Here is a 23,276-nt window from a genome sequence, read left to right as displayed (position 1 = left end):
CATCCCATGACTGAGAACACCAGCTCCTCGACCGGTGACAACCGCGTCTCGCGGCGCACGGTCATCGCCAGCGCGGCGGCGATCGCCGGCGCGGCCGGCATGTCCGGCATCCTGCCGACCCGGCTCGCCGAGGCGGCCTCGGCCGCCGAGCCGACCTCCTTCGACCTGTCGCAGATCAAGCACGTCGTCTACGTGATGCAGGAGAACCGCTCCTTCGATCACTACTTCGGCACCTTCCCCGGCGTCCGGGGCTTCGACGACCCGACCGCGATGACGCTGCCCAACGGCAACTCCGTCTTCCAGCAGCCCGACCCGGCGAACCCGGACGGCTACCTCGAGCCGTTCCACATGGACACCGCGAGCACGGCGGCGGCCGCGGTGCCGTCGCTCTCCCACGACTGGCGCGACCAGCACGCGTCGTGGAACAAGGGCGCGATGGACGGGTGGCTGCACACCCACGTCGCCTCCGACGGGGCACTCAAGGGCTCCTACACGATGGGCTACCACACCCAGGCCGACATCCCGTTCCACTGGGCGCTGGCCGAGAACTTCACGCTGCTGGACAACTACCACTGCTCGGTGATGGGCCCGACCTACCCCAACCGCGCGGTCTGGATGTCGGGCACCAACGACCCGACCGGCGCCCGCGGCGGCCCGATCCTGGAGACAGTGGCCCCCAACACCCTGATGTGGGAGTCGGCCGCGGAGGTCCTCTACAAGGCCGGCTACACCGTCAAGACCTACACCAGCTCCGGCTCGTACAACTACTTCAGCTGGTACGACGGGATCAAGAACAAGAAGGTCGACACCACTCTCTACAACCTGTTGATGAACAACGGCAAGCTGTTCGGCAACGGCAAGGGCGGCGCCGGTGAGCCGCTCAACCAGACGTCGGCGCAGATCGGCTACAACGCCTTCGAGGAGGACTGCGAGAACGGCACCCTGGCCGACGTCACCTGGCTCTTCCCCGACGGTCCCTACGCCTCCGACGAGCACCCGCCGAACACGCCGGCCGCCGGCGCGTACTTCCTGGCCTCGAAGCTGGAGGCACTGGCCGCCAACGAGGCGCTGTGGAACTCGACCGTCTTCATCATCAACTACGACGAGAACGACGGCTTCTTCGACCACGTGCCGCCGCCGGTCCCGGACCCGGACCTCCACCCCGAGGAGTACGTCACCGTCTCCTCGCCGCGCGGCACGCCCGGCGGCGGGCTCCCTGCCGGCGCCGGCTTCCGGGTGCCCTGCATCATCATCTCGCCGTGGACCGTGGGTGGCCACGTCTACTCACAGGTCGCCGACCACACCTCGCCGCTGCAGCTCGTCGAGGCGATCACCCACGCCGGCGGCCTGAACGCCACCACCTCCACCCAGCCGGGCGGGCGCACCCCGGTCGTCTTCAACAACATCACCGCCTGGCGCCGCGAGACGTTCGACGACTTCGTTGGGGCGTTCCAGAGCAACGCGCTCACGGCACCGAAGGACGCCGAATTCAAGTCCACCACGCGTGAGGCCAACTACGAGGCGCAGCTCGCGGCCTCCAAGCTGGCGATGCCGGCCCGACCGGGCGCGACGCAGGAGATGCCGCACCAGAACCCGGTCCCGGGATCGGACTCCTCCGACGGCTCAGGCGGTGCGAACCCCGTCTCGTCGGGTGACTCCGCCGGCGGCACGGGCACGACCGGTGACACGTCGGGCGACACGACCGGGGGCGCCGGCACGTCCGGTGGCACGCCCGGTGGCACGCCCGGCGGCGCGTCCGGGGGCACGTCCGGCGGCTCGTCGGCGGGCGCGACCACGCCGGAGGAGCCGTACGAGCCCTCCGCCGTGGTCAGCAAGGTGCAGGTCACGGACCGGGTGCCCGTCGGGCGCCGTGCCGCGGTCACGATCAGGGGCGCGAAGCCCGGCTCCCGGGTCGTGGTGCGCAACGCCCGCGGCAAGGTCGTCGCGCACGGCCAGGTGCACGCGGGCGGTCGGCTCGAGCTCAAGCTGCCGACCGACAAGGTGGCGCCGGGCAGGCACGGGTTCACCGTGATGTACGTCGACGTCGAGGGTCAGCACCACACCAAGAACGTCAAGGTGCACGTCACGGCGCGTCGCTGATCGACGGCGCTGCCCGTCGCAGCGAGGCATCAATGAGAGGGGCCCGGCACGCGCTCGCGCGTGTCGGGCCCCTCCTGCGTGCTCGATCCGTCCGGACAGCGGGCCTGCGCCCGGACGCGTGCGACCTACTCCGCGCGCGGCCCGGACGGCACGTCGCTGCGCAGCGAGACCGGCTCCCCGACGACGAGGCCGACCAGACCCTCGATCGCGTACGCCGTGGTCTCGGCGAGATCGACGGCCTCAGGGTCCAGCAGCCACTGCACCTGCAGGCCGTCCATCACGGCCAGGATGCTCGCCGAGGCACGGGCAACGGTGTCGGGGTCCTCGATGCCTCGCTCCTCGCACATCTTGTGGAAGGCGTCGGCGAGCTGGCGGCGCAGCTCGCGATAGCGGTCCTCGAAGTACGCGCGCGCCGGGTGGTCCTCGGTCACCGACTCGGCCGACAGCACCGCGTACGCCTGCACGATCGGCGCGCGCCGAGCGTTGAGGAACGCCGTCCGGACGAGGTGGCGGAAGGTCGCCTCGCCCTCGGGGAGGCGCTGTCCCTCGAGCCCCTCGACGTCGGTGCGGTCGCGGTGTGTCAGCACCTCGAGGAGCAGCCGCTCCTTGGAACCGAAGTGATGGAGGATCCCCGCGTGGGTCATGTTGACCTGCTCGGCGATCTCGGTCAGTGGACCGTTCTGGTACCCCTTGCTGCCGAACGTCTTGGTGGCGGCGCGCAGGATCTCGTTGCGCTTCTCGACCGTCTCCGGGCGACGGCGCGGACCACGCTGGGCGTTCATCTGACCTCCTTCACGAGCTGCATCTTAGGGCCATTCGAGATGAGAGCGCTCTCAGGCCTCAGTGACCTAATCGTTATATTTCCGGTCTTGAAATAACTTACTGACAGACCAGTAAGGTGACGGTCGTCACTCGATCGACCTGGTGCGTCATGGGATGTTCACGGGTCTCTCAAAGGAGCTTCGATGAGGTTGAAGAACGCTGCCGCCGTCCTCGCGGTGGCCACCCTGGCCCTGAGCGCATGTGGCGCCAACGACGAGGGCCACCACGCTTCGGGCGGCAACGGCGGCGGTGCGCCGCTGACGATCGCCAAGCCGGACGGCCCGATCGCCCCGGAGAACAACAACCCGTGGAACGCCACGGACCCGGCCAAGACCCTGGGCTACGTCAATGCGATCTACGAGCCGCTGGCGATCGTGAACCTGGTCGACCCCAGCGCGGCGGTCAAGCCGTGGCTCGCCTCGGACGTCTCGTGGTCGGCCGACTACAAGACGGTCACGCTCACCGCGCGCGACGGGGTGAAGTGGAGCGACGGCAAGCCGTTCACCGCCGACGACATCGCCTTCACGTTCAACCTGCTGAAGGACAACCCGGCGATCGACACCGACAGCCTCGGCATCGTCAGCGCCACCGCGAGCGGCTCCACGGCGACGATCACCTTCAAGACCGCGATGTACGTCCGCCAGGACAAGGTGCTGATGGAGCACATCGTTCCCCAGCACATCTGGCAGAGCATCAGCGACCCCTCGACCGACACCAACATGAAGCCGGTCGGCACCGGCCCGTACGTGCTGGACCACTTCAGCTCCCAGGGCGTCACCCTCAAGGCGAACGCCGACTACTGGGGCGGGAAGCCGGCCGCGCCGTCGCTGAACTACGTCTCGTACAACGACAACACGGCGCTGACCACCGCCCTCGTCAACGGCGACGCCGACTGGGCCCAGGCCGTCATCCCGAACGTCCAGTCGGCCTTCGTCAGCAAGGACACGGACCACAACCACTACTGGGCGGCCGGCACCCTCGGCATCGACACGCTCTTCGTGAACACGACCAAGGCGCCGTTCGACAACGTGGCGTTCCGCCAGGCGCTCAACATGGTCATCGACCGCCCGCAGTACGCCCAGATCGCCCGCGAGGGCGCCGTCGACCCGCTCACCTCGATCACGGGCCTCCCCAGCCCCGCGGGCGACAGCTTCCTGTCCGACGACGTCAAGGGCAAGAACTACGCCGTCGACGTCGCCGGCGCGAAGAAGGTCCTCACCGACGCCGGCTACACCTACCAGGGCGACAAGCTGATGGACCCGAAGGGTCAGCCGGTCAGCTTCACCCTCACCGACCCCGAGGGCTGGAGCGACTACGTCACCGGGATCAGCCTGATCGCCAAGGCCGCCCAGTCGATCGGTGCCGAGGCCAAGACGGCCACCCCCGACGCTGACAGCTGGAGCACCGACATCGCCAACGGCAACTTCCAGGCCGCGGAGCACTGGACGGACACCGGCAACACGCCGTACCAGATCTTCGACGACACCATGGACGGCTCGTTCCTGAAGAAGATCGGCCAGAGCGCGAGCTTCAACTACGGCCGCTACGACAACCCGAAGGCCACCGAGGCGCTCAACGCGTACGCCAACGCCACCAGCGACGACGCCCGCGCCACCGCGCTGGCCCAGGTCGAGCAGATCGCGACCACCGACGTCCCGGCGATGGCCGTGAGCATGCGCCCCTGGATCGGCGACTACAGCAGCCGCAACTACACGGGCTGGCCCGACGCCTCCAACCCCTACGCCAACCCGGACCCGACGCAGCCCTCGGTCGTCGCGATCCTGATGGCCCTCAAGGGCGCGAGCTGACGATCCACGCCTCGTGGTGAGGCAGGACCGGGGCGGGGTCCCATCGTGGACCCCGCCCCGGTCATCACCACGTCACCCGCACCATCCGCCTGCAGAAAGGGCAACCCTCCCGTGAGCCACGACACGACGCTGCTGACGGTCTCGAGCTTCAGCGTCACCTACGACGTCGAGCCGCCGGTGGAGGCCGTCCGCGACGTCTCCTTCGAGCTACATCGCGGCGAGATCCTCGGCCTGGCCGGCGAGTCCGGCTGCGGCAAGACCACCCTCGCGTACGGCATCCAGCGACTGCTCAAGCCGCCGGCCGTCATCTCCGGTGGCTCGGTGTCGTTCCACGACGCCGCCGGCCCCGACATCGATATCGCCGGCCTCTCCACCAGCGAGCTGCGCGCCTTCCGCTGGGAGAAGGCCTCGATGGTCTTCCAGGGCGCGATGAATGCGCTCAACCCGGTCCTGACGATCGGCAAGCAGCTCGAGGACGTCTTCACCGCGCACCGCCCCCAGATGCGGAAGGCCGCACGCCGCGAGGAGTGCGCCGAGCTGCTCGACCTGGTCGGCGTGGGCCGCGACCGGCTCAAGTCCTATCCGCACGAGCTCTCCGGCGGCATGCGTCAGCGCGTCATGATCGCGATGGCACTCGCCCTCAAGCCGCAGCTGATGATCATGGACGAGCCGACCACCGCCCTGGACGTCCTCGTGCAGCGCGACATCCTCCAGCAGATCTCCGAGCTGCGCCGACAGTTCGGCTTCTCGGTCATCTTCATCACCCACGATCTGCCGCTGCTGCTCGAGATCTCCGACCGGATCGCAGTGATGCGCGCCGGCCGGATCGTCGAGCTGGACACCGCCGAGCGGATCTATCGATCCCCCGACCACCCGTACACCCGCGAGCTGCTCGGCTCCTTCCCGAGCCTGACCGGTGACCGCGGTGCGTTCCTGCGCTCCGGCGGAGCCGCCGGGGAGCAGTCCGCGACCGAGGAGCTGACCCGATGACCACCCTCACCTTCGAGAACGTCACGAAGAGGTACCGCATCCGCGGCGCGGGCCGCGGTGCGCAGCAGCTCACCGCCCTCGACGACGTCTCCTTCACCCTGACCAGCGGCGAGACGATCGCCCTGGTCGGCCAGAGCGGCAGTGGCAAGTCCACGATCGCCAAGATCCTGACCCAGCTCGAGCGTGCCGACTCCGGGCGGGTGCTCCTCGACGGGGCCCCGATCCCGCACTTCGGCCGCGGTCTGCGGGCGTACCGGCAATCGGTCCGGATGGTCTTCCAGGACCCGTTCGCCTCGCTCAACCCGTACCACACGATCCGCCACCACCTGGAGCGCCCGATCCGGCTGGCGGGCAAGGTCGCCGGCACCCCGGCCCTCGGCAGCGCTGCCCTCGAGGCGGAGGTACGACGCCTGCTCGAGCGGGTCCGGCTCGAGCCCACCGCGACGCTCGAGCGACGCCCCCACGAGCTCTCCGGCGGCCAGCGTCAGCGGGTCGCGATCGCTCGCGCGCTCGCCTCGCGCCCGTCGCTGCTGATCGCCGACGAGCCGGTGTCGATGCTGGACGTCTCGATCCGCCTCGGCGTCCTCCAGCTGCTGGCAGAGCTGCAGCGCGAGGAGAACCTCGGGCTCCTCTACATCACCCACGACCTGGCCACGGCACGCCACTTCAGCGACCAGATCATGGTGCTGAACCACGGCAAGGTCGTGGAGCGCGGCCTCGCCGACGACGTCATCCTGCGTCCGCAGCACGAGTACACCCGTGCCCTGCGGGACGCCTCGCCCGATCCGGACCGGCACTTCGGCGCCGGCTCCCCCACCACGATCACGGAGGGCTGAGCCCGTGCGCTTCCTGCTCCGTCGCGCCGCCTTCTACCTCTTCACGGCCTGGGCGGCCATCACCATCAACTTCTTCCTGCCGCGGATGATGAAGGGCGACCCCATCACCGCGTACATGACCTCGCACCCCGGCGCCGTGACGCCGGACGCGGTCAACTCGCTGCGGATCCTGTTCGGCATGGACTCCCACGAGTCGTTGTTCCACCAGTACCTCGACTACTGGAGCCTGCTCTTCCACGGCGACCTCGGCGACTCGCTCTCCCAGGGCCTGGCACCGGTCACCGTGGTGATCCGGCAGGCGCTGCCCTGGACCATCGGCCTGGTCGGCCTGGCCACCGTCCTCAGCTTCCTCATCGGCACCCTGCTCGGCGCGATCGCCGGCTGGCGGCGCGGCAGCCGCGCCGACCTGGTGGTCCCGGTCGCGACCTTCCTGGGGACCGTCCCGTACTTCTGGATGGGCCTGATCGCGATCGCCGTCTTCTCCACCGGCCTGGGCTGGTTCCCGGCGTCGCACGCCTACTCGCTCGGCTACTACCCGGCGTGGAACTGGGCCTTCATCCAACAGGTGATCAGCCACGGCACCCTGCCCGCGCTGACCATCGTGGTCGCCTCGCTCGGCGGCTGGGTGCTCGGCATGCGCAACATGATGGTCACCGTCCTGGACGAGGACTACGTGACGGTCGCGCAGGCCAAGGGGCTCAGCCCGCGTCGGGTGCTCTTCGCCTACGCCGCCCGCAACGCCGTCCTGCCGCAGCTGCAGAGCTTCGCGCTCGCCCTGGGCTTCATCGTCACCGGCACCCTCGTGATGGAGCTGGTGTTCTCCTACCCGGGCATCGGCGACCTGCTGCTCCAGGCGACCAACGCCAAGGACTACCCGCTGATGCAAGGCATCTTCCTGGTGATCACGCTGACCGTCCTGGCCGCCAACATCCTGGCCGACGTCGTGTACGCCATCCTCGACCCGCGCACCCGCCAGATGGAGTCGTGACCATGACCGACCGCACCCTGCGCGCACGCTTCGGCTCCGCGTTCGCCATGTTCCGCAACGGCAAGTCGCTCACCGGCCTGACGATCCTCGCGATCTTCGTGCTGGCGGCCGTCTTCGCCGGCCCGATCACCAAGTACGGGCCGCACGACAACGACCTGCACGCACTGCACCAGGCCCCCTCGGCCCAGCACTGGCTGGGCACGACCCACATGGGCGAGGACATCTTCTCCCAGATCGTCTACGGCACCCGCGGCGTGCTCATCGTCGGCTTCAGCGCCGCGATCATCGCGACGCTGCTGGCGATCGTCATCGGCGTCTCCTCGGGTTACCTGCCCGGCTGGCGCGGCGAGCTGCTCTCCGCGGTGACCAACGTCTTCCTGGTCATCCCGGGGCTGCCGCTGATCATCATCGTCGCCTCGCAGTTCGAGAACCCGAGCCTCTTCCTCGTCGCCTCGGTGCTCGCGCTCACCGGCTGGGCCTGGGGCGGCCGGGTGCTGCGCGCCCAGACGCTGTCGCTGCGCAACCGCGACTTCGTCCAGGCCGCCCGCGCCAACGGCGAGCAGCTGTGGCGGATCATCGCGGTGGAGATGCTGCCGAACCTGTCGGCGATGGTCGCCTCCAGCTTCGTGAGCACCCTGACGGCCGCCGTCCTGGGCCTGACCACGCTGGCCTTCGTCGGCGTCATCCCGATCACCAACCTGAACTGGGGAACGATCCTGTTCTGGGCCCAGCAGAACGGTGCGTTCCCGTCCTACTGGTGGTGGTACGTCCCCGCCGGCCTGTGCATCGCCCTGCTCGGCACCGCGCTCTCGCTGATCAACTTCGGCATCGACGAGTACGTGAACCCGCGGCTGCGCTCCGCCGGCGAGCGCGCCCGAGCACTGCGCAAGCGCGGCCAGGTCCTCTCCAGCAGCGCCACCCCGGTGCGTACGCCCTCCCCCGAACCTGCACCCGACCCTGCCACCGGGCCTGCCACTGGGCCTGCCCCCGTATCTGCCGCGGTGCCTGCGGCCGCCAGCTCCCCCACCTCCCCCGCCCTCTCCGAGGAGAACCCCTCTTGATCATCGATCTGCCCTACCTCGATCCGACCCGACCGGTCGACGAGCGGGTCAAGGACCTTCTCCACCGCATGACCGCGGAGGAGAAGGTCGGCCAGATGCTCCAGCTGGACGCGCGCGACGACCTCGCCGACCACATCCTGCGGCGCATGGCCGGCTCGCTGCTGCACGCCTCACCCGAACGGCTCGCCGAGGCGCACCGCCTCAACCAGCAGACCCGGCTGCAGATCCCGCTGCTCATCGGCGAGGACTGCATCCACGGACACTCGTTCTGGTGGGGCGCGACCATCTTCCCCATCCAGCTCGCGATGGCCGCGTCCTGGAACGCTCCCCTGGTCCAGCGGGTCGCCCGGATCAGCGCACGCGAGATCGCGCCGACCGGCGTGCACTGGACCTTCTCCCCCGTCCTGTGTGTCGCCCGCGACCTGCGCTGGGGCCGGGTCGGCGAGACGTTCGGCGAGGACCCGTTCCTCATCGGCGAGCTCTCCTCGGCGATGGTCAGGGGCTACCAGGGCGACGGGCTGACGGACGCGACCGCCGTCCTGGCCACGGCCAAGCACTTCGTCGGCTACTCCGAGACCCAGGGCGGACGGGACGCCAGCGAGGCCGACCTGACCCCGCGCAAGCTGCGGTCGTGGTTCCTGCCGCCGTTCGAGCGGGTCGCACGCGAGGGCGTGGCCACGTTCATGCTCGGCTACCAGTCGATCGACGGCGTGCCGATCACGATCAGCGACTGGCTGCTCAACGACGTCCTGCGCGGCGAGTGGTCCTACCCCGGCATGCTCGTCACCGACTGGGACAACGTCGGCCGGATGGTCTGGGAGCAGTTCGTCCAGCCCGATCATGCCCATGCCGCAGCGGCCGCCGTGCTCGCCGGCAACGACCTGGTGATGAACACGCCGTTGTTCTTCGAGGGCGCGCTCGAGGCGATCGAGGCCGGCTTCATGGACTCCTCCGCGCTCGATGCGGCCGTCGAGCGGGTGCTGACGCTGAAGTTCCGCTTCGGCCTCTTCGAGAACCCGCGGCTGCCCGACGCGGCACTGCAGGAGTCCGTCATCGGAAGTGCCGAGCACGCCGCGGTCAATCTCCAGATCGCCCGCGAGTCGCTGGTCCTGCTCCGCAACGAGGGCGTGCTCCCGTTCACCGGCGACCTCACCGGCGAGACGGGCGCCGCCGGCGCAGCGGCCCGGCGGATCGCTGTCGTCGGTCCGCTGGCCGATGACCCGGCCACGCAGCTCGGCGACTGGGCGGGGTCCTCCGGCCAGGCCGGGTGGCTGCCCGAGCCCGGCCAGCCGAGGGAGATGATCACGACGGTGCTCGACGGGCTGCGCGCCCTCGTCCCGGACGACTGGTCGGTGACCTACGCCCGGGGCGCCGAGATCCTCACGACCGCCCCCGATCCCGAGGGCGAGCTGTTCCCGGACGGACAGCCACGCCCCCGCATCGTCGTACCGGCGCCGGTGGACCAGGCGCAGCTCGACGAGGCCGTCGCGGCCGCCCGCGACGCCGATCTGGTGGTGGCGGTCGTCGGCGACCGGATCGAGCTGGTCGGCGAGGGGCGCTCGACCGCGACGCTGGAGCTGCTCGGCGGACAGATCGCCATGCTCGAAGCGGTCGCCGCGACCGGCACCCCGCTGGTCGTGGTCCTCCAGGCCTCGAAGCCGCACGTCCTTCCGGCCGCCGCCGCGGACGCCGAAGCGCTCATCTTCGCCGCGAGCCCCGGCATGCAGGGCGGCCGTGCCCTGGCCGAGCTGCTCCTCGGACAGATCGAGCCGGTCGGGCGCCTGCCGATCTCGTTCGCCCGGCACGCCGGTCAGCAGCCGACGTACTACAACCAGATCCGCGGCCAGCACGGTGACCGGTACGCCGACCTCACCCAGCGACCCGCGTTCGCGTTCGGCGAGGGCCTGTCCTACACGACCGTCACCTATGACGACCTGCGACTCGAGCAGGAGGACCTCGAGCGCTCGGGCGTGGTCCGGGCCGAGCTCACGCTGCACAACACCGGCACCCGCCCTGCGCGAGAGACGGTGCAGGCGTACGTGAGGGATCTCGTCACCTCGACGAGCTGGACCGACAAGGAGCTCAAGGGCTTCCGGCTGGTCGACGTCGCGCCGGGCGAGAGCGTCACGGTCTCGCTGGAGATCCCGGTCACGGACTGCACGATCGTCGACGCACGCGGGAACCGGGTCGTCGAGCCCGGCGCGTTCGAGCTGCTCGTCGGCCCGTCGTCACGCGACGACCAGCTGCTGCGCGCGAGCTTCGTGGTCCGCGACTGAGCGACCGGTATCGGATTCGATCTCGGGCGAGTCCGGTACCGGTCTCAGCCCTCGGCCGGGGATCAGCCCCAGCCGAGGGCTCGCACGGCCGCGGCGGCGAGCGCGGCGCCGCAGACGACCGCGAGGAAGGGTGCCCGGAGCAGCAGGAGCACGACGGCCGCGCCGAGGCCGACCAGGCGGGCGTCGACCACGAGGCTGTGCCCGTCGGCGAGCACCTGGACGGCGATGAGCGCTCCCAGCAGAGCGGGCGGGATGAGCGCCGAGATCCGGGTGGTCAGCGGGTGCACCAGCACCCGCTCGGGCACCGACAGGCCGGCCAGCTTGAGGCCGTAGCAGCCGACGATCGCGGCGAGGATGCCGATCCAGGTCATGCGTCGTCCTCCGAACTGGTCTCGCTGGGCTGGATCTCGACAGGCTCGATCACCGGGCCAGGATCGATCTCGACAGGCTCGATCACCGGGCCAGGCTCGATCTCCGGGCCAGGCTCGATCACCGGGCCAGGATCGATCTCGTCAGGCTCGATCTCCGGGCCAGGGTCGCTCCGGGTGGTCGCCAGGCCGACGACGACCGCTGCGGCACCGCCGAGGATGATCGGCAGCCCGGCCGCGGTGAAGGGCACCAGCCCCATCGCGACCGCGGCGCCGACGACCGCGACCACGCGCTGCGGCCAGGCGGTCAGCCGCGGCCACAGCAGCGCGAGGAACGCCCCGCCGACAGCCGCGTCGAGCCCGAAGGTCTTCGGGTCGCCGATCGCGGTGCCCGCGAGGGCACCGACGAGGGTCATCAGGTTCCAGAGGACGAAGACGGACCAGCCGGTGAGGTGGAAGGCGAGCCGTACGTCCTTCTCCTCGCTCTGCCCCAGTCCCATCGCCGTCGACTCGTCGATGACGACCTGAGCACCGAGCAGCCGACGCCATCCCCGCAGGCCGAGCCGCGGGGCGAGCGCCACGCCGTAGAAGAGGTTGCGGCTGCCGAGCGCCACCGCGGTGAGGGCACCGGTGAGAGGAGCGCCGCCCGCCGCGATGACGCCGACGAACGCGAACTGCGAGGCGCCGGTGAAGACCAGGAACGAGAGCGCGCAGGCCTGCAGCACGCTCATCCCGGAGGTGGTCGCGAGGGCGCCGAACGAGATGCCGTACGCGCCCGTCGCGACCCCTACTCCCAGCGAGTCGGCGACGACCTTGCGGGTCACGCGAGGGCGACCGAGACGGTCGCCTTCTCGCCCTCGCCGACCGATACCTCCGACCCGACTCCGTCGAGCGCGTCCACGATCGCGTACGACGTCGCGAGCGTCTCCTGGGCGATCAGCTGCTCGTACGCACGAGCAGCCTCCTGCACGCCGTCGCCTCCGGCGATCGTCAGCGCGATCCGGTCCTCGACGTTGAAGCCGGCGTCCTTGCGGGCCTGCTGGACGGCGCGGACCAGGTCGCGGGCCAGGCCCTCGGCGGCGAGCTCGGGCGTGACAGCGGTGTCGAGGACGACGAAGGCGCCGCCCGGCAGCATGCCGACCGCGCTGGAGTCGTCGGCCGTACCGGCCACGGTCTCGAGGGTGTACTCCCCCTCGACCAGCGCGAGGCCACCGGAGGTGACCACGCCGTCGGCACCGACGGACCAGTCGCCGGACTTCGAGCCCTTGATCGCCTGCTGGACGCTCTTGCCCAGCCGCGGCCCGGCCGTGCGGGCGTTGACGGTCAGCCGCTGCTCCACGCCGTACGACTTCGCCTCGTCCGCCTCCGCGTCGAGCACGCGGACGCCCTTGACGTTGACCTCGTCGCCGATGATCTCGTCGAAGCCGGTGACGTCGGCGCCGACGACCGTGAGGCCGGCGAGCGGCAGCCGGTTGCGCAGCTTGCGCGCCTTGCGCAGCGCCGAGGTCGCCGAGCAGACGTCGCGGACGGCGTCCATCCGGGCGACCAGATCGATGTCGCCGGGCGCCTCGACGAGCTCGGCGTCCGTGGGCCAGTCGGCGAGGTGCACCGAGCGACCGCCGGTGAGCCCGCGCCAAACCTCCTCGGTGGTCAGCGGCAGCAGCGGGCCGGTGACGCGGCAGACGGTCTCCAGCACGGTGTAGAGCGTGTCGAAGGCGTCCTGCTCCTCGTTCCAGAACCGCTCGCGGCTACGCCGGATGTACCAGTTCGTGAGCACGTCGAGGAACCGCTGCGTGGCCTCGCAGGCGTCGGCCACGTAGTAGAGGTCCATCGCCTCGGTCATCTCCGCGACGTACGCGCGCAGCTTGGCCAGGATGTAGCGGTCCAGCGGGTCCTGGGAGTCCGTCGACCAGGTCGCCTCGAGCTGGGCGGCGTTGGCGTAGAGCTGGAAGAAGTACCAGCTGTTCCACAGCGGGATCATCACCTGGCGCACCGAGTCGCGGATACCCTGCTCGGTGACGACCAGGTTGCCGCCGCGCAGGATCGGGCTCGACATCAGGAACCAGCGCATCGCGTCGGCGCCGTCGCGGTCGAAGACCTCCGAGACGTCCGGGTAGTTGCGCAGCGACTTGGACATCTTGTTGCCGTCCGAGCCCAGCACGATGCCGTGGCTGACGCAGCTGGAGAAGGCCGGCTTGTCGAAGAGCGCGGTGGCCAGGATGTGCAGCGTGTAGAACCAGCCGCGGGTCTGGCCGATGTACTCGACGATGAAGTCGCCGGGGAAGTGGTGCTCGAACCATTCCTGGTTCTCGAACGGCACGTGGTTCTGCGCGAAGCTCATCGAGCCCGAGTCGAACCAGACGTCGAGGACGTCGTCGACCCGGCGCATGGTCGACTGACCGGTCGGGTCGTCCGGGTTCGGGCGGGTCAGGTCGTCGACCCAGGGACGGTGCAGGTCGCGCTCGCCGGCCTTGTTGAGCGGCAGCGTGCCGAAGTCGCGCTCGATCTCCTCGAACGAGCCGTAGACGTCGATCCGCGGGTACTCCGGGTCGTCCGACTTCCACACCGGGACCGGGGAGCCCCAGAAGCGGTTGCGGGTGATCGACCAGTCGCGGGCGTTCTCCAGCCACTTGCCGAACTGGCCGTGCTGGATGTGCTCGGGGACCCAGCGGATCTGCTCGTTGAGCTCGAGCATCCGGGCCTTGAAGGCGGTCACCTCGACGAACCACGAGGAGACGCCCTTGTAGATGAGGGGCTGGCGGCAGCGCCAGCAGTGGGGGTACGAGTGCTCGTACGACTCGTGCCGGAGCAGGACCGTGCCCGGGGTCACCGGGTTGTCCGAGTCGCCGGTCCCCGAGCCTGTCGAGGGGGTCGCGACCCGCTTCAGGTCGGCGATGATCGGCTTGTTGGCCTCGAAGACCTGCAGCCCGGCGTACTCCTCGACGGGGTGGGTGAACCGGCCGTCCTTGCCGACCGGCATGACCGCCTCGATGTGCTCGCGGTCGGTCACCTCCTTGTCGACCTCACCGAACGCGCCGGCGGTGTGGACCAGGCCGACACCGGAGTCGGTGGTGACCGCATCGTCGGCCGCGACCACGCGGAAGGCGTTCTCGTGGCCGAGGTAGTAGCGGAACGGCGGGGTGTAGGTCACGCCGAGCAGGTCGCTGCCCCGGCCGCGCCAGGTGATCGTGGGCTCGTCGGCCTCGGGGTACAGCTCCTTCTTGTACGCCGCGACGCGCGCCTCGGCGAGGACGTAGTCGTGGCCGTCCGGAGCGGTGACGGCGACGTAGTCGATCTCGGTGCCGACCATGATCGCGAGGTTGCTCGGCAGGGTCCACGGGGTGGTGGTCCAGATCAGCAGCTTCTTGCCGACCAGCTCCGCGGACGGGCCGCCGGTGATCTCGTAGCCGACCGTGACGGCGGGGTCCTGACGCATCTTGTAGACGTCGTCGTCCATCCGCAGCTCGTGGTTCGACAGCGGGGTCTCGTCGTTCCAGCAGTACGGCAGGACGCGGAAGCCCTCGTAGATCAGGCCCTTGTCGAAGAGCGTCTTGAACGCCCAGATCACCGACTCCATGTAGTCGGGGTTGAGCGTCTTGTAGTCGTTGTCGAAGTCGACCCAGCGGGCCTGGCGGGTGACGTACTCCTGCCAGTCGCCGGAGTACTTCATCACCGAGGTGCGGCAGGCGTCGTTGAAGACGTCGATGCCCATCTCGTGGATCTCGTCGGTGGTCTTGATGTCGAGCTGGCGCATCGCCTCGAGCTCGGCCGGCAGGCCGTGGGTGTCCCAGCCGAAGCGGCGCTCGACGCGCTTGCCCCGCATCGTCTGGTAGCGCGGGACGATGTCCTTGACATAGCCGGTCAGCAGGTGGCCGTAGTGCGGCAGGCCGTTGGCGAACGGCGGGCCGTCGTAGAAGACGAACTCGTTGCTGCCGTTCTCGCCCGCGTCTCGCTGGTCGATGCTCGCCTGGAAGGTGCCGTCCTCGGCCCAGTAGGCCAGGACCCGCTTCTCGAGCTCGGGGAAGCGAGGGCTCGCGGCCACGCTCGCGGCGGGGTCGGTGGTGACCTTCGGGTAGCGGCCTTCGGCCATGGTGCGCTCCTGGGATTCCGGTGTCGATCCTGTCGAAACCCCGGGGACGTCGGCCGGTCACCCGGCCACCGCGGTACCACCCCGGTTGCGCCTCGTCAGGCTCGGCGTCCGGAGATCGAGCGCTGTCGAGATGCCACTTCTTGACTGCTGTGACGGGCTTACCCGTGGGGTTCTACTCACCGCGCTGGCCGAGCAGGCCCGCGAGGGCCGTCTCGAGACATCGAGGATTTCTTCCCCAGGCTCGCCGCTGATGACGGCTCGAGCGCCTGTCCGGCAAGGATAACCGGCTGGACGCCGCGAGGACGACTCGGTTGCATGGACCCATGCAACCCGGCGAGCTCGTGAACTACCGCTCCTACCTCGACCACTACCGTCAGACGATCGCGAACCAGTGCGACGGCCTCACCCCCGAGCAGCTCGCCACCCGCAGCGCAGCGCCCAGCTCGCTGACCCTCCTGGGGCTGGTGCGCCACCTCGCGCTGGTCGAGCAGATCTGGTTCCGCCGGGAGCTGCAGGGGCTGACCGAGGAGCCGGCGCTGTTCGCCGACCCCGCCGACCAGGACCACGAGTTCAACGGGTTCGCCGGGACCCCGGCCGAGGTCGACGAGGCGATGGCCGCCTGGCGCGACCAGATCGCGCGCGCCGACGCCTGGCTCGACGCCCAGAGCGACGAGGCGATGGCCACCGAGCTGACGCTCCATCGAGACGGTCGCACGGGCACGACCCGCGAGGTGCTGGTGCACCTGATCGAGGAGTACGCCCGTCACGCCGGTCACGCCGACCTGCTGCGCGAGCTGATCGACGGGAGGACGGGACTGTGACGATCACCGGAGCGTTCGAGCCGGCGCCGGAGCGCGGCGAGCTGGCGACCTACCGTTTCTACCTCGACGGGCACCGTCGCATCCTCGAGGCCCGCTGCGAGGGGCTCACCCCCGAGCAGCTCGCCGCCCAGAGCCTGGCGCCGAGCGAGCTGAGCCTGCTCGGGCTGGTCCGCCACCTCGGCCGGGTCGAGCACTACTGGTTCCGGATGGTGCTCGACGAGCACCTGGACCAGCCCCGGCTCGACGCCGACGACCCGACCGGCGGCTTCCGCTCGATCGCGCCCACGCCGGAGTCGGTCGCGGAGGCGTTCGCCCGGTGGGACGAGGAGGTCGCGTACGCCGAGGCCTGCCTCGACCGGCTCACCGATGCGGACCTGTCCGGCCTCCGGCTCGACCGGCACGGCGAGGAGGCGTCAGTACGGGACGTGCTGGTGCACCTCGTCGAGGAGTACGCCCGGCACAACGGGCACGCCGACCTCCTGCGCGAGGCCGTCGACGGCGGGCCGTCCGGGAGCGGACCCGGAGGGCCGGCCCCCGGCTCACCTGCGTAGCCTCCCGCCGGTGGGCCGTCTCGTCGATCTCATCGCCCCACCGCGGCTGGGGCGGAGCTTCCGCTTCATGCTGGCCAACACGTGGACGGGGGCGCTGGCCAACGGCATCGCCACTGCGGCGGGTCCGCTGCTGATCGCCCACCTGACCCACGATCCGCGGCTGATCGCGCTGGCCGCGCTGCTGGACTGGCTGCCGGGCATGGTCTTCGGGCTCTACGCCGGCGTGCTCGCCGACCGGCACGACCGGCGGCTGCTGATCCTGCTCAGCCGGATCCCCGCCGCCGTCGCCCTCACGCTGCTCATCGCGATGCTCGCCGGCCACCACGCCACCGTCTGGGCGGTGCTGGTGATGATGCTCGCGATGGGCGTGGCCGACACCTTCTCGATGACGGCGGGCCGCACCGTGCTGCCGATGATCGTCGACAAGGCCGACCTCGGCATCGCCAACGCACGCTTCGCGCTCGGCATGATGGGGATCAACCGGATGGCCGGCCCGCCGATCGGCGCGGCGCTCTTCGCCCTCTCCCAGGTGGTGCCGTTCATCGCCGAGCTGGTCTTCGACCTCCTCGCGCTGTTGCTGGTCGCGCAGGTCACGCTGCCGCCGCACGGCGTCCCGCGGACCGATCGCCGACCGGTGCTACAGGACCTGCGCGCCGGTTGGACCGCGTCCTGGAGCATCCCGGGCATGCGGGTGCTGAACGTGCAGATCGTCACATTCAACGTCGCGTACGGATGTGTCTTCGCCACGCTGGTGCTCTACGCCCGCGATCGCCTGGGCCTGCCCGCGGCCGGCTACGGCCTGCTCCTGGCCAGCGTCGCGTTGGGCGGCGTCGTGGGCACCAGCACGTACGGCTGGGTCGAGCGGCGGGTCGCGATCCGCGACATCATGCGCTACGGCCTCGTGCTGGAGGTCGGCACCTGGGGCGTGCTGGCGTGGACCGACCGCTGGCAGGTCGCCTTCGCGATCCTGACCGTCTTCGGCGTGCACGAGGGCTACTGGAGCGCGACGGGCTCGGCGGTGCAGCAGCGCGCCGTCCCGCAGGAGCTGCAGGGCCGGGTCGGCAGCGTCTACCTGATGCTGCTGACCGGAGGACTCGTCGTCGGCGCGGGCGCGAGCGGCGTGCTCGCGCACCAGTGGGGCATCACGGCGCCGTACTGGGCCGGCTTCGTCGGAGCCGGCGTGATCCTGGTCGCGCTGTGGCGCCCGATCGGCGAGCTCGCGCACGCGGACGCCGAGATCGTGGCCGGCTGACCACCGCCGCCCCGGTAGGCTTCCGCACCGTGACTAGGACCGCCTGGGGCTTCGGCCTGACGACGTACGCCGCCGACAACACTGTCCTCGACGTGTGGTTCCCGAGCCCCGCGCTCGGCACTGCCCCGTCCGACGCCGCCCAGGCGGCCGAGCTGGCCCAGCTCGCCGGCAGCGACGAGCTCCGCCGAGTCGAGCGCGTCGTCGAGCTGGTCGAGATCGACCTCGACCAGGCCCCGCAGACCACCCAGGACGTGTGGCTGCGCCTCCACCTGCTCTCCCACCGTCTCGTCCAGCCGCACGGCCAGAACCTCGACGGCATCTTCGGCCTGCTCGCCAATGTGGTGTGGACCTCCGCCGGCCCGTGTGCCGTCGAGGGCTTCGAGCTCACCCGGGCCCGGCTGCAGGCCGCCGGCCAGCACGTCACCGTCTACGGCGTGGACAAGTTCCCGCGCCTGGTCGACTACGTCATCCCCGGCGGCGTCCGGATCGCCGACGCCGACCGGGTCCGCCTCGGCGCCCACCTCGCGGCCGGCACCACGGTCATGCACGAGGGCTTCGTGAACTTCAACGCCGGCACGCTCGGCACCTCGATGGTCGAGGGCCGCATCTCGGCCGGCGTCGTCGTGGGCGACGGCTCCGACGTCGGCGGCGGCGCCTCGATCATGGGCACCCTCTCCGGCGGCGGCAAGCAGGTCATCTCGGTCGGCCAGCGCTGCCTGCTCGGTGCCAACTCCGGCATCGGCATCTCGCTCGGCGACGACTGCGTCGTCGAGGCAGGCACGTACGTCACCGCCGGTACGAAGGTCACCCTCGCCGACGGCGCGGTCGTGAAGGCGAGCGAGCTCTCCGGGGCCAGCAACGTGCTCTTCCGCCGCAACTCGACCACCGGCGCCATCGAGGGCGTCGCGTGGAAGGGCGAGGGCATCACCCTGAATGCCGCGCTCCACGCCAACTAAGGGCCGCCGCCTGAGCCGACTCGTGACCGCCCTCGTGGTGGTCGCGATCGTCGGCGTGGTCGCCGTCACCGGGCTGCACGAGATCACCAGCCGGATCCACTCGCTGCTCCCCCGGCCCGAGGACTGCACCGCCGACGTCGGCGGCCACCAGGCGACGCTCAACGCCGAGCAGGCCGCCAACGCCGCGCTCATCAGCGCGATCGCGGTCCGGCGGGGCCTGCCCGCGCGGGCCGTGACGATCGCGCTGGCGACGGCGATGCAGGAGTCCAAGCTCTACAACCTCGAGGGTGGCGACCGGGACTCGCTCGGCCTGTTCCAGCAGCGCCCCAGCCAGGGCTGGGGCACGCACGCGCAGGTGATGGACCCCGTGCATGCGGCCAACGCGTTCTACGACGCGCTGGTCAAGATCCCCGACTACGAGACCCTCGAGATCACCGACGCCGCCCAGCAGGTGCAGCGCAGCGCCTACCCGACCGCGTACGCCAAGCACGAGCCGGACGCCCGCGCATTCGCCTCCTCGCTCACCGGCTACTCGGCGCACGCGTTCTCGTGCCGCTTCGACGAGCCGGAGGCCGGCACCGGCCACCCGGCGGCGCTGAGCAAGGAGGTCGGCAGCCTCTTCGAGGGGATCGTCGAGCAGCCGGTCGTCCGTGGCTCGTCGGTCACGATCGCGGTGTCCTCGAAGACCGCGGGCTGGGCGGTGGCGCACTACATCGTCGCCGAGGCCCAGCGCCTGGGCGTGCGGAAGGTGTCCTACGACGGCTGGACCTGGTCGACCGGCGACGACGGCCGGTGGCGACACACCGGCACGGGCTCCAGCGGCTCGGTCACCGTCACGCTGGCGTGATCAGGCCAGGAGCTGCACGAACGCGACCGCGGCCAGGGCGATGGCCGCCAACCCGGCCTGGGCGAGGACGAGCGCTCGCGAGCTGGGCACCGTCGCTCGCCGACGATGACGCACCCGGTCGAGCAGCCATCCCCCGGCCATGGCGAGCGCCAGCATCGCCGACAGCGCGGCGAGCGGCGCTGCGGTGGTCCAGTAGCGGGTGCCGGCCATGTGCACGAAGGGCTGCACGAGCAGGCCGAGCAGGCAGGCCTTGACCAGCACGCTGAGCAGTTGCAGCCGACATGAGCGGCGGGTGACGACGAGCAGGCCCGCCGCCGCCAGCCAGACCATCGGCCCGAAGAACCGGTTCGTCCAGGTGCGGATCCACTCCGCCTCGCCGTGCCCCGGCGGGTGCAGCTTGAAGAGGAAGCCCGACGGGTCGTCGCGGTAGCGGTGCCAGTCGCGCAGCACGTCGCGGGCGTACGAGTGGACGGTGACGTCCCGACGGGCGTACGCGGACATCTGGGTGAGCACCCGGACCTCGCTGGCGCCGCTCGCCCGGGCGACCTCGCGGGCGTAGCGCACCGGGGAGAACCAGATCGTCGAGCCCGGGTCACACGGGCCGTAGCAGACCGCGTCGCGGTCGCCGAAGGTGTTGGCGAGTGACATCGGCACCGACGTGGTGGTGAGGACCCGGGCGTGGAAGCTCGCCGACGCGGCGATGGACCAGGGCGCGAGCAGGCCCAGGAAGACGCCGGCCGCGGCGAGCATCGGCCCGAGCGCCCGTCGCCCGCTCCAGCGGAGCGCCAGCAGCCCGGTCAGGCCGACTCCGAGGATCAGGACGGTCGAGGAGGAGCGCAGGTAGAGGGTCGCGATCGCGAGCAGGCCGATGCGCATGCCATCGCGGAGGCGGGGCGGTGTGCCGGCGCCGGCACGCTGCAGCATCGCGAGCGTCCGCGTGATCAGGAGCGTGGCGACCAACCCGGCCAGGAGGTCGCCGTAGACCGCGTAGCCGAGGAGTCGCCACATCGGCACCAGCCCCGGAACCACGGCCAGGCCGAGCGCCCACCACCGGCCCAGCACCCGACGCACGTCGAGGACGGCGACGATGAGGACGGCCAGCGTGAGCACGCCGAGCCAGCCCCGGACCAGCGCGATGCTCGCGTCGGGGACGAGCAGGTAGAGCGGGGTCAGCAGCGCGGCCAGGCCCGGCATGAACCAGCCGTTGCCGATCACGTCCCGCTGCAGCTCCGCGGCGTCGGGGGCGTGCAGGGCGGCCAGGTCGCGCACGACGTTGGAGAGCGCCTTGGCGGCGTCGGAGTAGGCGACCTCGTCGCCGCCGAGCGGTGCGTGCCGGACCTGGAGGAAGAGGACGACCTGGAGCAGCGCGCCGAGACCGAGGACGACGGCGAGCGCGGCGTCGAGACGCCGCGGCGTCGCTCCCCGCGCGATCCGTCCGGCGAGGGTGACGCGGCGGTCATGCATAGCTGTTCGAGGGTGGCCAGGAGCGCGGGAACCGCTTGGTGGCGAACGGATCGAGGCACGCACCACGCTGCTGGACCTCGGCCGTCAGCGGATCGACCGGCAGCCGCAGCACGATCCGCCCGCGGACGACCGCGTCCGCCGGGATCCTCGGGTAGGCGGTGACGGTCGCGGCGCGCGCGGGCAGTCCGGCACGCTCGAGGGCCGCGGTGATCCGGGCACGTGCGGCGGCCGGGTCGATCCGGTCGTACTGCAGGACCAGCCGGCGGTGGCGCGACGTGCCTCGGCGGACGTCGCGGTCGCTGCGGAGCTGGTAGGGGAAGTCGATCGTCAGCCCGGCCGGCAGCGGGTAGCAGCCGTCGGCGAGAGCCTCGGTCGCAAGCGGCGGGCGGTATCTCCCGGTCGGCGCGGCCCGGCCCACGTACGGGCTGACCAGCACCGCCACGAGCACGGCGCACACCAGCAGCGGCCACCATCGCCGCCGCCGACGCTCGGAGGTCGAGCGGCCCGTCGTCATCGAACCGACGGTAACCCCGGGGTGCTGCGCGAAACCTGACCCGCGCCAGGTCCCGTCTCGAGGCGGTTAGGCGGTGAGGCGGGCGACGGCGGCGTCGATCCGCTCGTCGGTCGCGGTGATCGCGATGCGTACGTGCTGCTGGCCCGCGGGGCCGTAGAAGGCACCCGGGGCGGCGAGGATGCCACGCTCGGCGAGCCACGCGACGGTATCCCAGCAGTCCTCGCCCCGGCCTTCGACCGTACGGCGCGACCAGAGGTACAGCGCGGCCTGGGAGTGGTCGACGACGAAGCCCGCGGCCTCGAGCGCGGCCTTGAGACGGGTACGGCGCGCGGCGTAGCGGGCGTACTGCTCGGCGGCGTGCGCGTCGTCGGCGTAGACGGCCGTCATCACCTCTTGGATGGGGCCGGGGACGATGAGGCCGAGGTTCTTGCGGACCGCGAGCAGCTCCTGGACGGCGGCGGTGTCGCCCGCGACGAAGCCGGCGCGATAGCCGGCCAGGTTGGAGCGCTTGGACAGCGAATGGACGACCAGGATCCCGTCGCTGTTGCCGTCGCAGATAGACGGGTGCAGGACCGAGACGGCCTCGCCCTCCCACACGCAGTCGAGGTAGCACTCGTCCGAGACCAGCAGCACGCCGCGCTCGCGGCACCACTCGACGACCTTCTTGAGGTGCTCGGGCGGAAGCACCCGGCCGGTCGGGTTGGAGGGGCTGTTGAGCCAGAGGATCTTCGGGGTCTGCGGACCGAAGGAGGTCAGCGAGTCGGCCGCCATCGGGGTCGCGCCGGCCAGGGCTGCACCCACCTCGTACGTGGGATAGGCGGCCTCCGGGTAGCCGACCACGTCGCCGGCGCCGACACCGAGGTGCAGCGCGAGCTGGGCGATCAGCTCCTTGGTGCCGATCACCGGCAGCACCTGGTCGAGGCCGAGCCCGGTCACGCCGTGGACCCGGGCGAACCAGTCGATGATCGACTGGCGGGTCGCCTCGAGACCGATGGTGACGGGGTAGCCCGGCCAGTTCGCGCCGGCCACCAGCGCGTCGATCGCGACCTGCGGCGTCGGATCCACCGGCGTGCCGATGGAGAGGTCGACGATCCCGTCAGCGTGGGCGCGCGCCGTCGCCGCGTGAGCGGTGAGCTTGTCCCACGGGAAGTCGGGCAGCCGGTCCGAGACCCGCTCCCCTCGCACCTCGACCAACGAGATCAGTGGTCCTGGTTCTGCGGCGGAAGAGCGGCGACGAAGTCGGCGTCCTTGTCGATCTCGCCCATCTTGGCGGCACCGCCCGGGGAGCCGAGGTCGTCGAAGAACTTGACGTTGGCGTCGTAGTAGTCCTTCCACTGCTCCGGGGTGTCGTCCTCGTAGAAGATGGCCTCGACCGGGCAGACCGGCTCGCACGCGCCACAGTCGACGCACTCGTCCGGGTGGATGTAGAGCATCCGCTTGCCCTCGTAGATGCAGTCGACGGGGCACTCGTCGACGCAGGCCCGGTCCTTGACGTCAACACAGGGCTGGGCGATGACGTAGGTCATCCTGAT

General features: G+C 70.7%; 20 protein-coding genes. 12 read left to right on the top strand and 8 right to left on the bottom strand.

Features of this window, described 5'->3' with window-relative positions; genetic code table 11:
- Positions 1 to 6: 6 nt before the first annotated feature.
- A complete protein-coding gene (locus ACZ5L9_RS11225; protein WP_464527669.1) occupies positions 7 to 2,100 on the top strand; it encodes an alkaline phosphatase family protein in 2,094 nt (697 codons plus the stop codon).
- Positions 2,101 to 2,225: 125 nt separating this feature from the next.
- Here ACZ5L9_RS11225 and ACZ5L9_RS11220 read toward each other — a convergent pair whose 3' ends face one another.
- Positions 2,226 to 2,882, bottom strand: a complete 657-nt coding sequence (locus tag ACZ5L9_RS11220; RefSeq protein ID WP_464527667.1) for a TetR/AcrR family transcriptional regulator — start codon at positions 2,880 to 2,882, stop codon at positions 2,226 to 2,228.
- Between the two features lie 183 nt (positions 2,883 to 3,065).
- On the opposite strand from ACZ5L9_RS11220, the gene ACZ5L9_RS11215 reads away from it, so the two are divergent.
- The 6 genes from ACZ5L9_RS11215 (at position 3,066) to ACZ5L9_RS11190 (ending at position 10,881) form a co-directional block, all read left to right on the top strand.
- The gene (locus tag ACZ5L9_RS11215; protein ID WP_464527665.1) at positions 3,066 to 4,730 is read left to right on the top strand and encodes an ABC transporter substrate-binding protein; all 1,665 of its coding nucleotides are present in this window, start codon (positions 3,066 to 3,068) and stop codon (positions 4,728 to 4,730) included.
- Between the two features lie 111 nt (positions 4,731 to 4,841).
- Positions 4,842 to 5,720, top strand: a complete 879-nt coding sequence (locus ACZ5L9_RS11210) for an ABC transporter ATP-binding protein (protein ID WP_464527663.1) — start codon at positions 4,842 to 4,844, stop codon at positions 5,718 to 5,720.
- Positions 5,717 to 6,556, top strand: a complete 840-nt coding sequence (locus tag ACZ5L9_RS11205) for an ABC transporter ATP-binding protein (RefSeq protein ID WP_464527660.1) — start codon at positions 5,717 to 5,719, stop codon at positions 6,554 to 6,556. Before ACZ5L9_RS11210 ends, ACZ5L9_RS11205 begins: the two co-directional genes overlap by 4 nt.
- 4 nt (positions 6,557 to 6,560) lie before the next feature.
- Positions 6,561 to 7,544 carry an ABC transporter permease gene (locus ACZ5L9_RS11200; protein ID WP_464527658.1) on the top strand — a complete coding sequence of 328 codons (984 nt, stop codon included), beginning with the start codon at positions 6,561 to 6,563 and terminating at the stop codon, positions 7,542 to 7,544.
- Positions 7,545 to 7,546: 2 nt separating this feature from the next.
- Positions 7,547 to 8,605: an ABC transporter permease gene (locus tag ACZ5L9_RS11195; protein WP_464527655.1), complete on the top strand. Its 1,059-nt coding sequence runs from the start codon at positions 7,547 to 7,549 to the stop codon at positions 8,603 to 8,605.
- A complete protein-coding gene (locus ACZ5L9_RS11190; protein WP_464527653.1) occupies positions 8,602 to 10,881 on the top strand; it encodes an exo-beta-d-1,3/1,6-glucosidase in 2,280 nt (759 codons plus the stop codon). Before ACZ5L9_RS11195 ends, ACZ5L9_RS11190 begins: the two co-directional genes overlap by 4 nt.
- A 62-nt stretch (positions 10,882 to 10,943) precedes the next feature.
- Here the strand turns inward: ACZ5L9_RS11190 and ACZ5L9_RS11185 are convergent, their stop codons facing one another.
- The 3 genes from ACZ5L9_RS11185 to ileS are packed head-to-tail and all read right to left on the bottom strand — an operon-like array spanning position 10,944 to position 15,339.
- Complete coding sequence (locus tag ACZ5L9_RS11185) at positions 10,944 to 11,252, bottom strand: AzlD domain-containing protein (protein WP_464527652.1); 309 nt, start codon at positions 11,250 to 11,252, stop codon at positions 10,944 to 10,946.
- Positions 11,249 to 12,073, bottom strand: a complete 825-nt coding sequence (locus tag ACZ5L9_RS11180; RefSeq protein WP_464527650.1) for an AzlC family ABC transporter permease — start codon at positions 12,071 to 12,073, stop codon at positions 11,249 to 11,251. Before ACZ5L9_RS11180 ends, ACZ5L9_RS11185 begins: the two co-directional genes overlap by 4 nt.
- Entirely contained in the window at positions 12,070 to 15,339 is a 3,270-nt protein-coding gene (ileS, locus tag ACZ5L9_RS11175; protein WP_464527648.1) for an isoleucine--tRNA ligase, read from the bottom strand. Before ileS ends, ACZ5L9_RS11180 begins: the two co-directional genes overlap by 4 nt.
- Positions 15,340 to 15,662: 323 nt before the next feature.
- Here ileS and ACZ5L9_RS11170 point away from each other — a divergent pair, with 323 nt between their 5' ends.
- From ACZ5L9_RS11170 to ACZ5L9_RS11150, 5 genes are read left to right on the top strand one after another with little or no spacing between them, the layout of a single operon-like run.
- Positions 15,663 to 16,160 (top strand): DinB family protein, encoded by a 498-nt coding sequence (locus tag ACZ5L9_RS11170; RefSeq protein WP_464527646.1) that lies wholly within the window; start codon positions 15,663 to 15,665, stop codon positions 16,158 to 16,160.
- On the top strand, positions 16,157 to 16,711 hold the full coding sequence (locus ACZ5L9_RS11165; protein WP_464527644.1) for a DinB family protein: 555 nt from the start codon (positions 16,157 to 16,159) through the stop codon (positions 16,709 to 16,711). The genes ACZ5L9_RS11170 and ACZ5L9_RS11165 overlap by 4 nt, the downstream gene beginning before the upstream one ends.
- A 10-nt stretch (positions 16,712 to 16,721) precedes the next feature.
- The gene (locus ACZ5L9_RS11160; protein WP_464527642.1) at positions 16,722 to 17,963 is read left to right on the top strand and encodes an MFS transporter; all 1,242 of its coding nucleotides are present in this window, start codon (positions 16,722 to 16,724) and stop codon (positions 17,961 to 17,963) included.
- Positions 17,964 to 17,992: 29 nt separating this feature from the next.
- The gene (gene dapD, locus ACZ5L9_RS11155; protein WP_464527641.1) at positions 17,993 to 18,919 is read left to right on the top strand and encodes a 2,3,4,5-tetrahydropyridine-2,6-dicarboxylate N-succinyltransferase; all 927 of its coding nucleotides are present in this window, start codon (positions 17,993 to 17,995) and stop codon (positions 18,917 to 18,919) included.
- A gap of 22 nt (positions 18,920 to 18,941) precedes the next feature.
- Positions 18,942 to 19,766 (top strand): hypothetical protein, encoded by an 825-nt coding sequence (locus ACZ5L9_RS11150; protein WP_464527638.1) that lies wholly within the window; start codon positions 18,942 to 18,944, stop codon positions 19,764 to 19,766.
- On the opposite strand, the gene ACZ5L9_RS11145 is transcribed toward ACZ5L9_RS11150, so the two are convergent.
- The 4 genes from ACZ5L9_RS11145 to fdxA form a co-directional block, all read right to left on the bottom strand.
- Positions 19,767 to 21,230, bottom strand: a complete 1,464-nt coding sequence (locus tag ACZ5L9_RS11145; protein WP_464527636.1) for a hypothetical protein — start codon at positions 21,228 to 21,230, stop codon at positions 19,767 to 19,769.
- Positions 21,223 to 21,744 carry a hypothetical protein gene (locus tag ACZ5L9_RS11140; RefSeq protein ID WP_464527634.1) on the bottom strand — a complete coding sequence of 174 codons (522 nt, stop codon included), beginning with the start codon at positions 21,742 to 21,744 and terminating at the stop codon, positions 21,223 to 21,225. Before ACZ5L9_RS11140 ends, ACZ5L9_RS11145 begins: the two co-directional genes overlap by 8 nt.
- Before the next feature lie 66 nt (positions 21,745 to 21,810).
- On the bottom strand, positions 21,811 to 22,938 hold the full coding sequence (gene dapC, locus ACZ5L9_RS11135; protein WP_464527631.1) for a succinyldiaminopimelate transaminase: 1,128 nt from the start codon (positions 22,936 to 22,938) through the stop codon (positions 21,811 to 21,813).
- 5 nt (positions 22,939 to 22,943) lie between these two features.
- Positions 22,944 to 23,270, bottom strand: coding sequence for a ferredoxin (gene fdxA / locus ACZ5L9_RS11130; protein ID WP_464527629.1), 327 nt, complete (start codon positions 23,268 to 23,270; stop codon positions 22,944 to 22,946).
- Positions 23,271 to 23,276 lie beyond the last annotated feature (6 nt).

The sequence above is a fragment of the Nocardioides sp. JCM 18998 genome (genome assembly GCF_055391535.1).
The sequence above is the reverse complement of the archived record's forward strand: the minus strand, read 5'-3'. Positions and strand labels throughout refer to the sequence as shown.

What these genes read in the sequence shown, in the direction of transcription:
- ACZ5L9_RS11185 (WP_464527652.1), bottom strand. Translation starts at nt 11,252, where the DNA reads ATGACCTGGATCGGCATCCTCGCCGCGATCGTCGGCTGCTACGGCCTC.
- ACZ5L9_RS11170 (WP_464527646.1), top strand. Translation starts at nt 15,663, where the DNA reads ATGCAACCCGGCGAGCTCGTGAACTACCGCTCCTACCTCGACCACTAC.
- ileS (WP_464527648.1), bottom strand. Translation starts at nt 15,339, where the DNA reads ATGGCCGAAGGCCGCTACCCGAAGGTCACCACCGACCCCGCCGCGAGC.
- ACZ5L9_RS11225 (WP_464527669.1), top strand. Translation starts at nt 7, where the DNA reads ATGACTGAGAACACCAGCTCCTCGACCGGTGACAACCGCGTCTCGCGG.
- ACZ5L9_RS11205 (WP_464527660.1), top strand. Translation starts at nt 5,717, where the DNA reads ATGACCACCCTCACCTTCGAGAACGTCACGAAGAGGTACCGCATCCGC.
- fdxA (WP_464527629.1), bottom strand. Translation starts at nt 23,270, where the DNA reads ATGACCTACGTCATCGCCCAGCCCTGTGTTGACGTCAAGGACCGGGCC.
- ACZ5L9_RS11220 (WP_464527667.1), bottom strand. Translation starts at nt 2,882, where the DNA reads ATGAACGCCCAGCGTGGTCCGCGCCGTCGCCCGGAGACGGTCGAGAAG.
- ACZ5L9_RS11215 (WP_464527665.1), top strand. Translation starts at nt 3,066, where the DNA reads ATGAGGTTGAAGAACGCTGCCGCCGTCCTCGCGGTGGCCACCCTGGCC.
- ACZ5L9_RS11145 (WP_464527636.1), bottom strand. Translation starts at nt 21,230, where the DNA reads ATGCATGACCGCCGCGTCACCCTCGCCGGACGGATCGCGCGGGGAGCG.
- ACZ5L9_RS11195 (WP_464527655.1), top strand. Translation starts at nt 7,547, where the DNA reads ATGACCGACCGCACCCTGCGCGCACGCTTCGGCTCCGCGTTCGCCATG.
- ACZ5L9_RS11140 (WP_464527634.1), bottom strand. Translation starts at nt 21,744, where the DNA reads ATGACGACGGGCCGCTCGACCTCCGAGCGTCGGCGGCGGCGATGGTGG.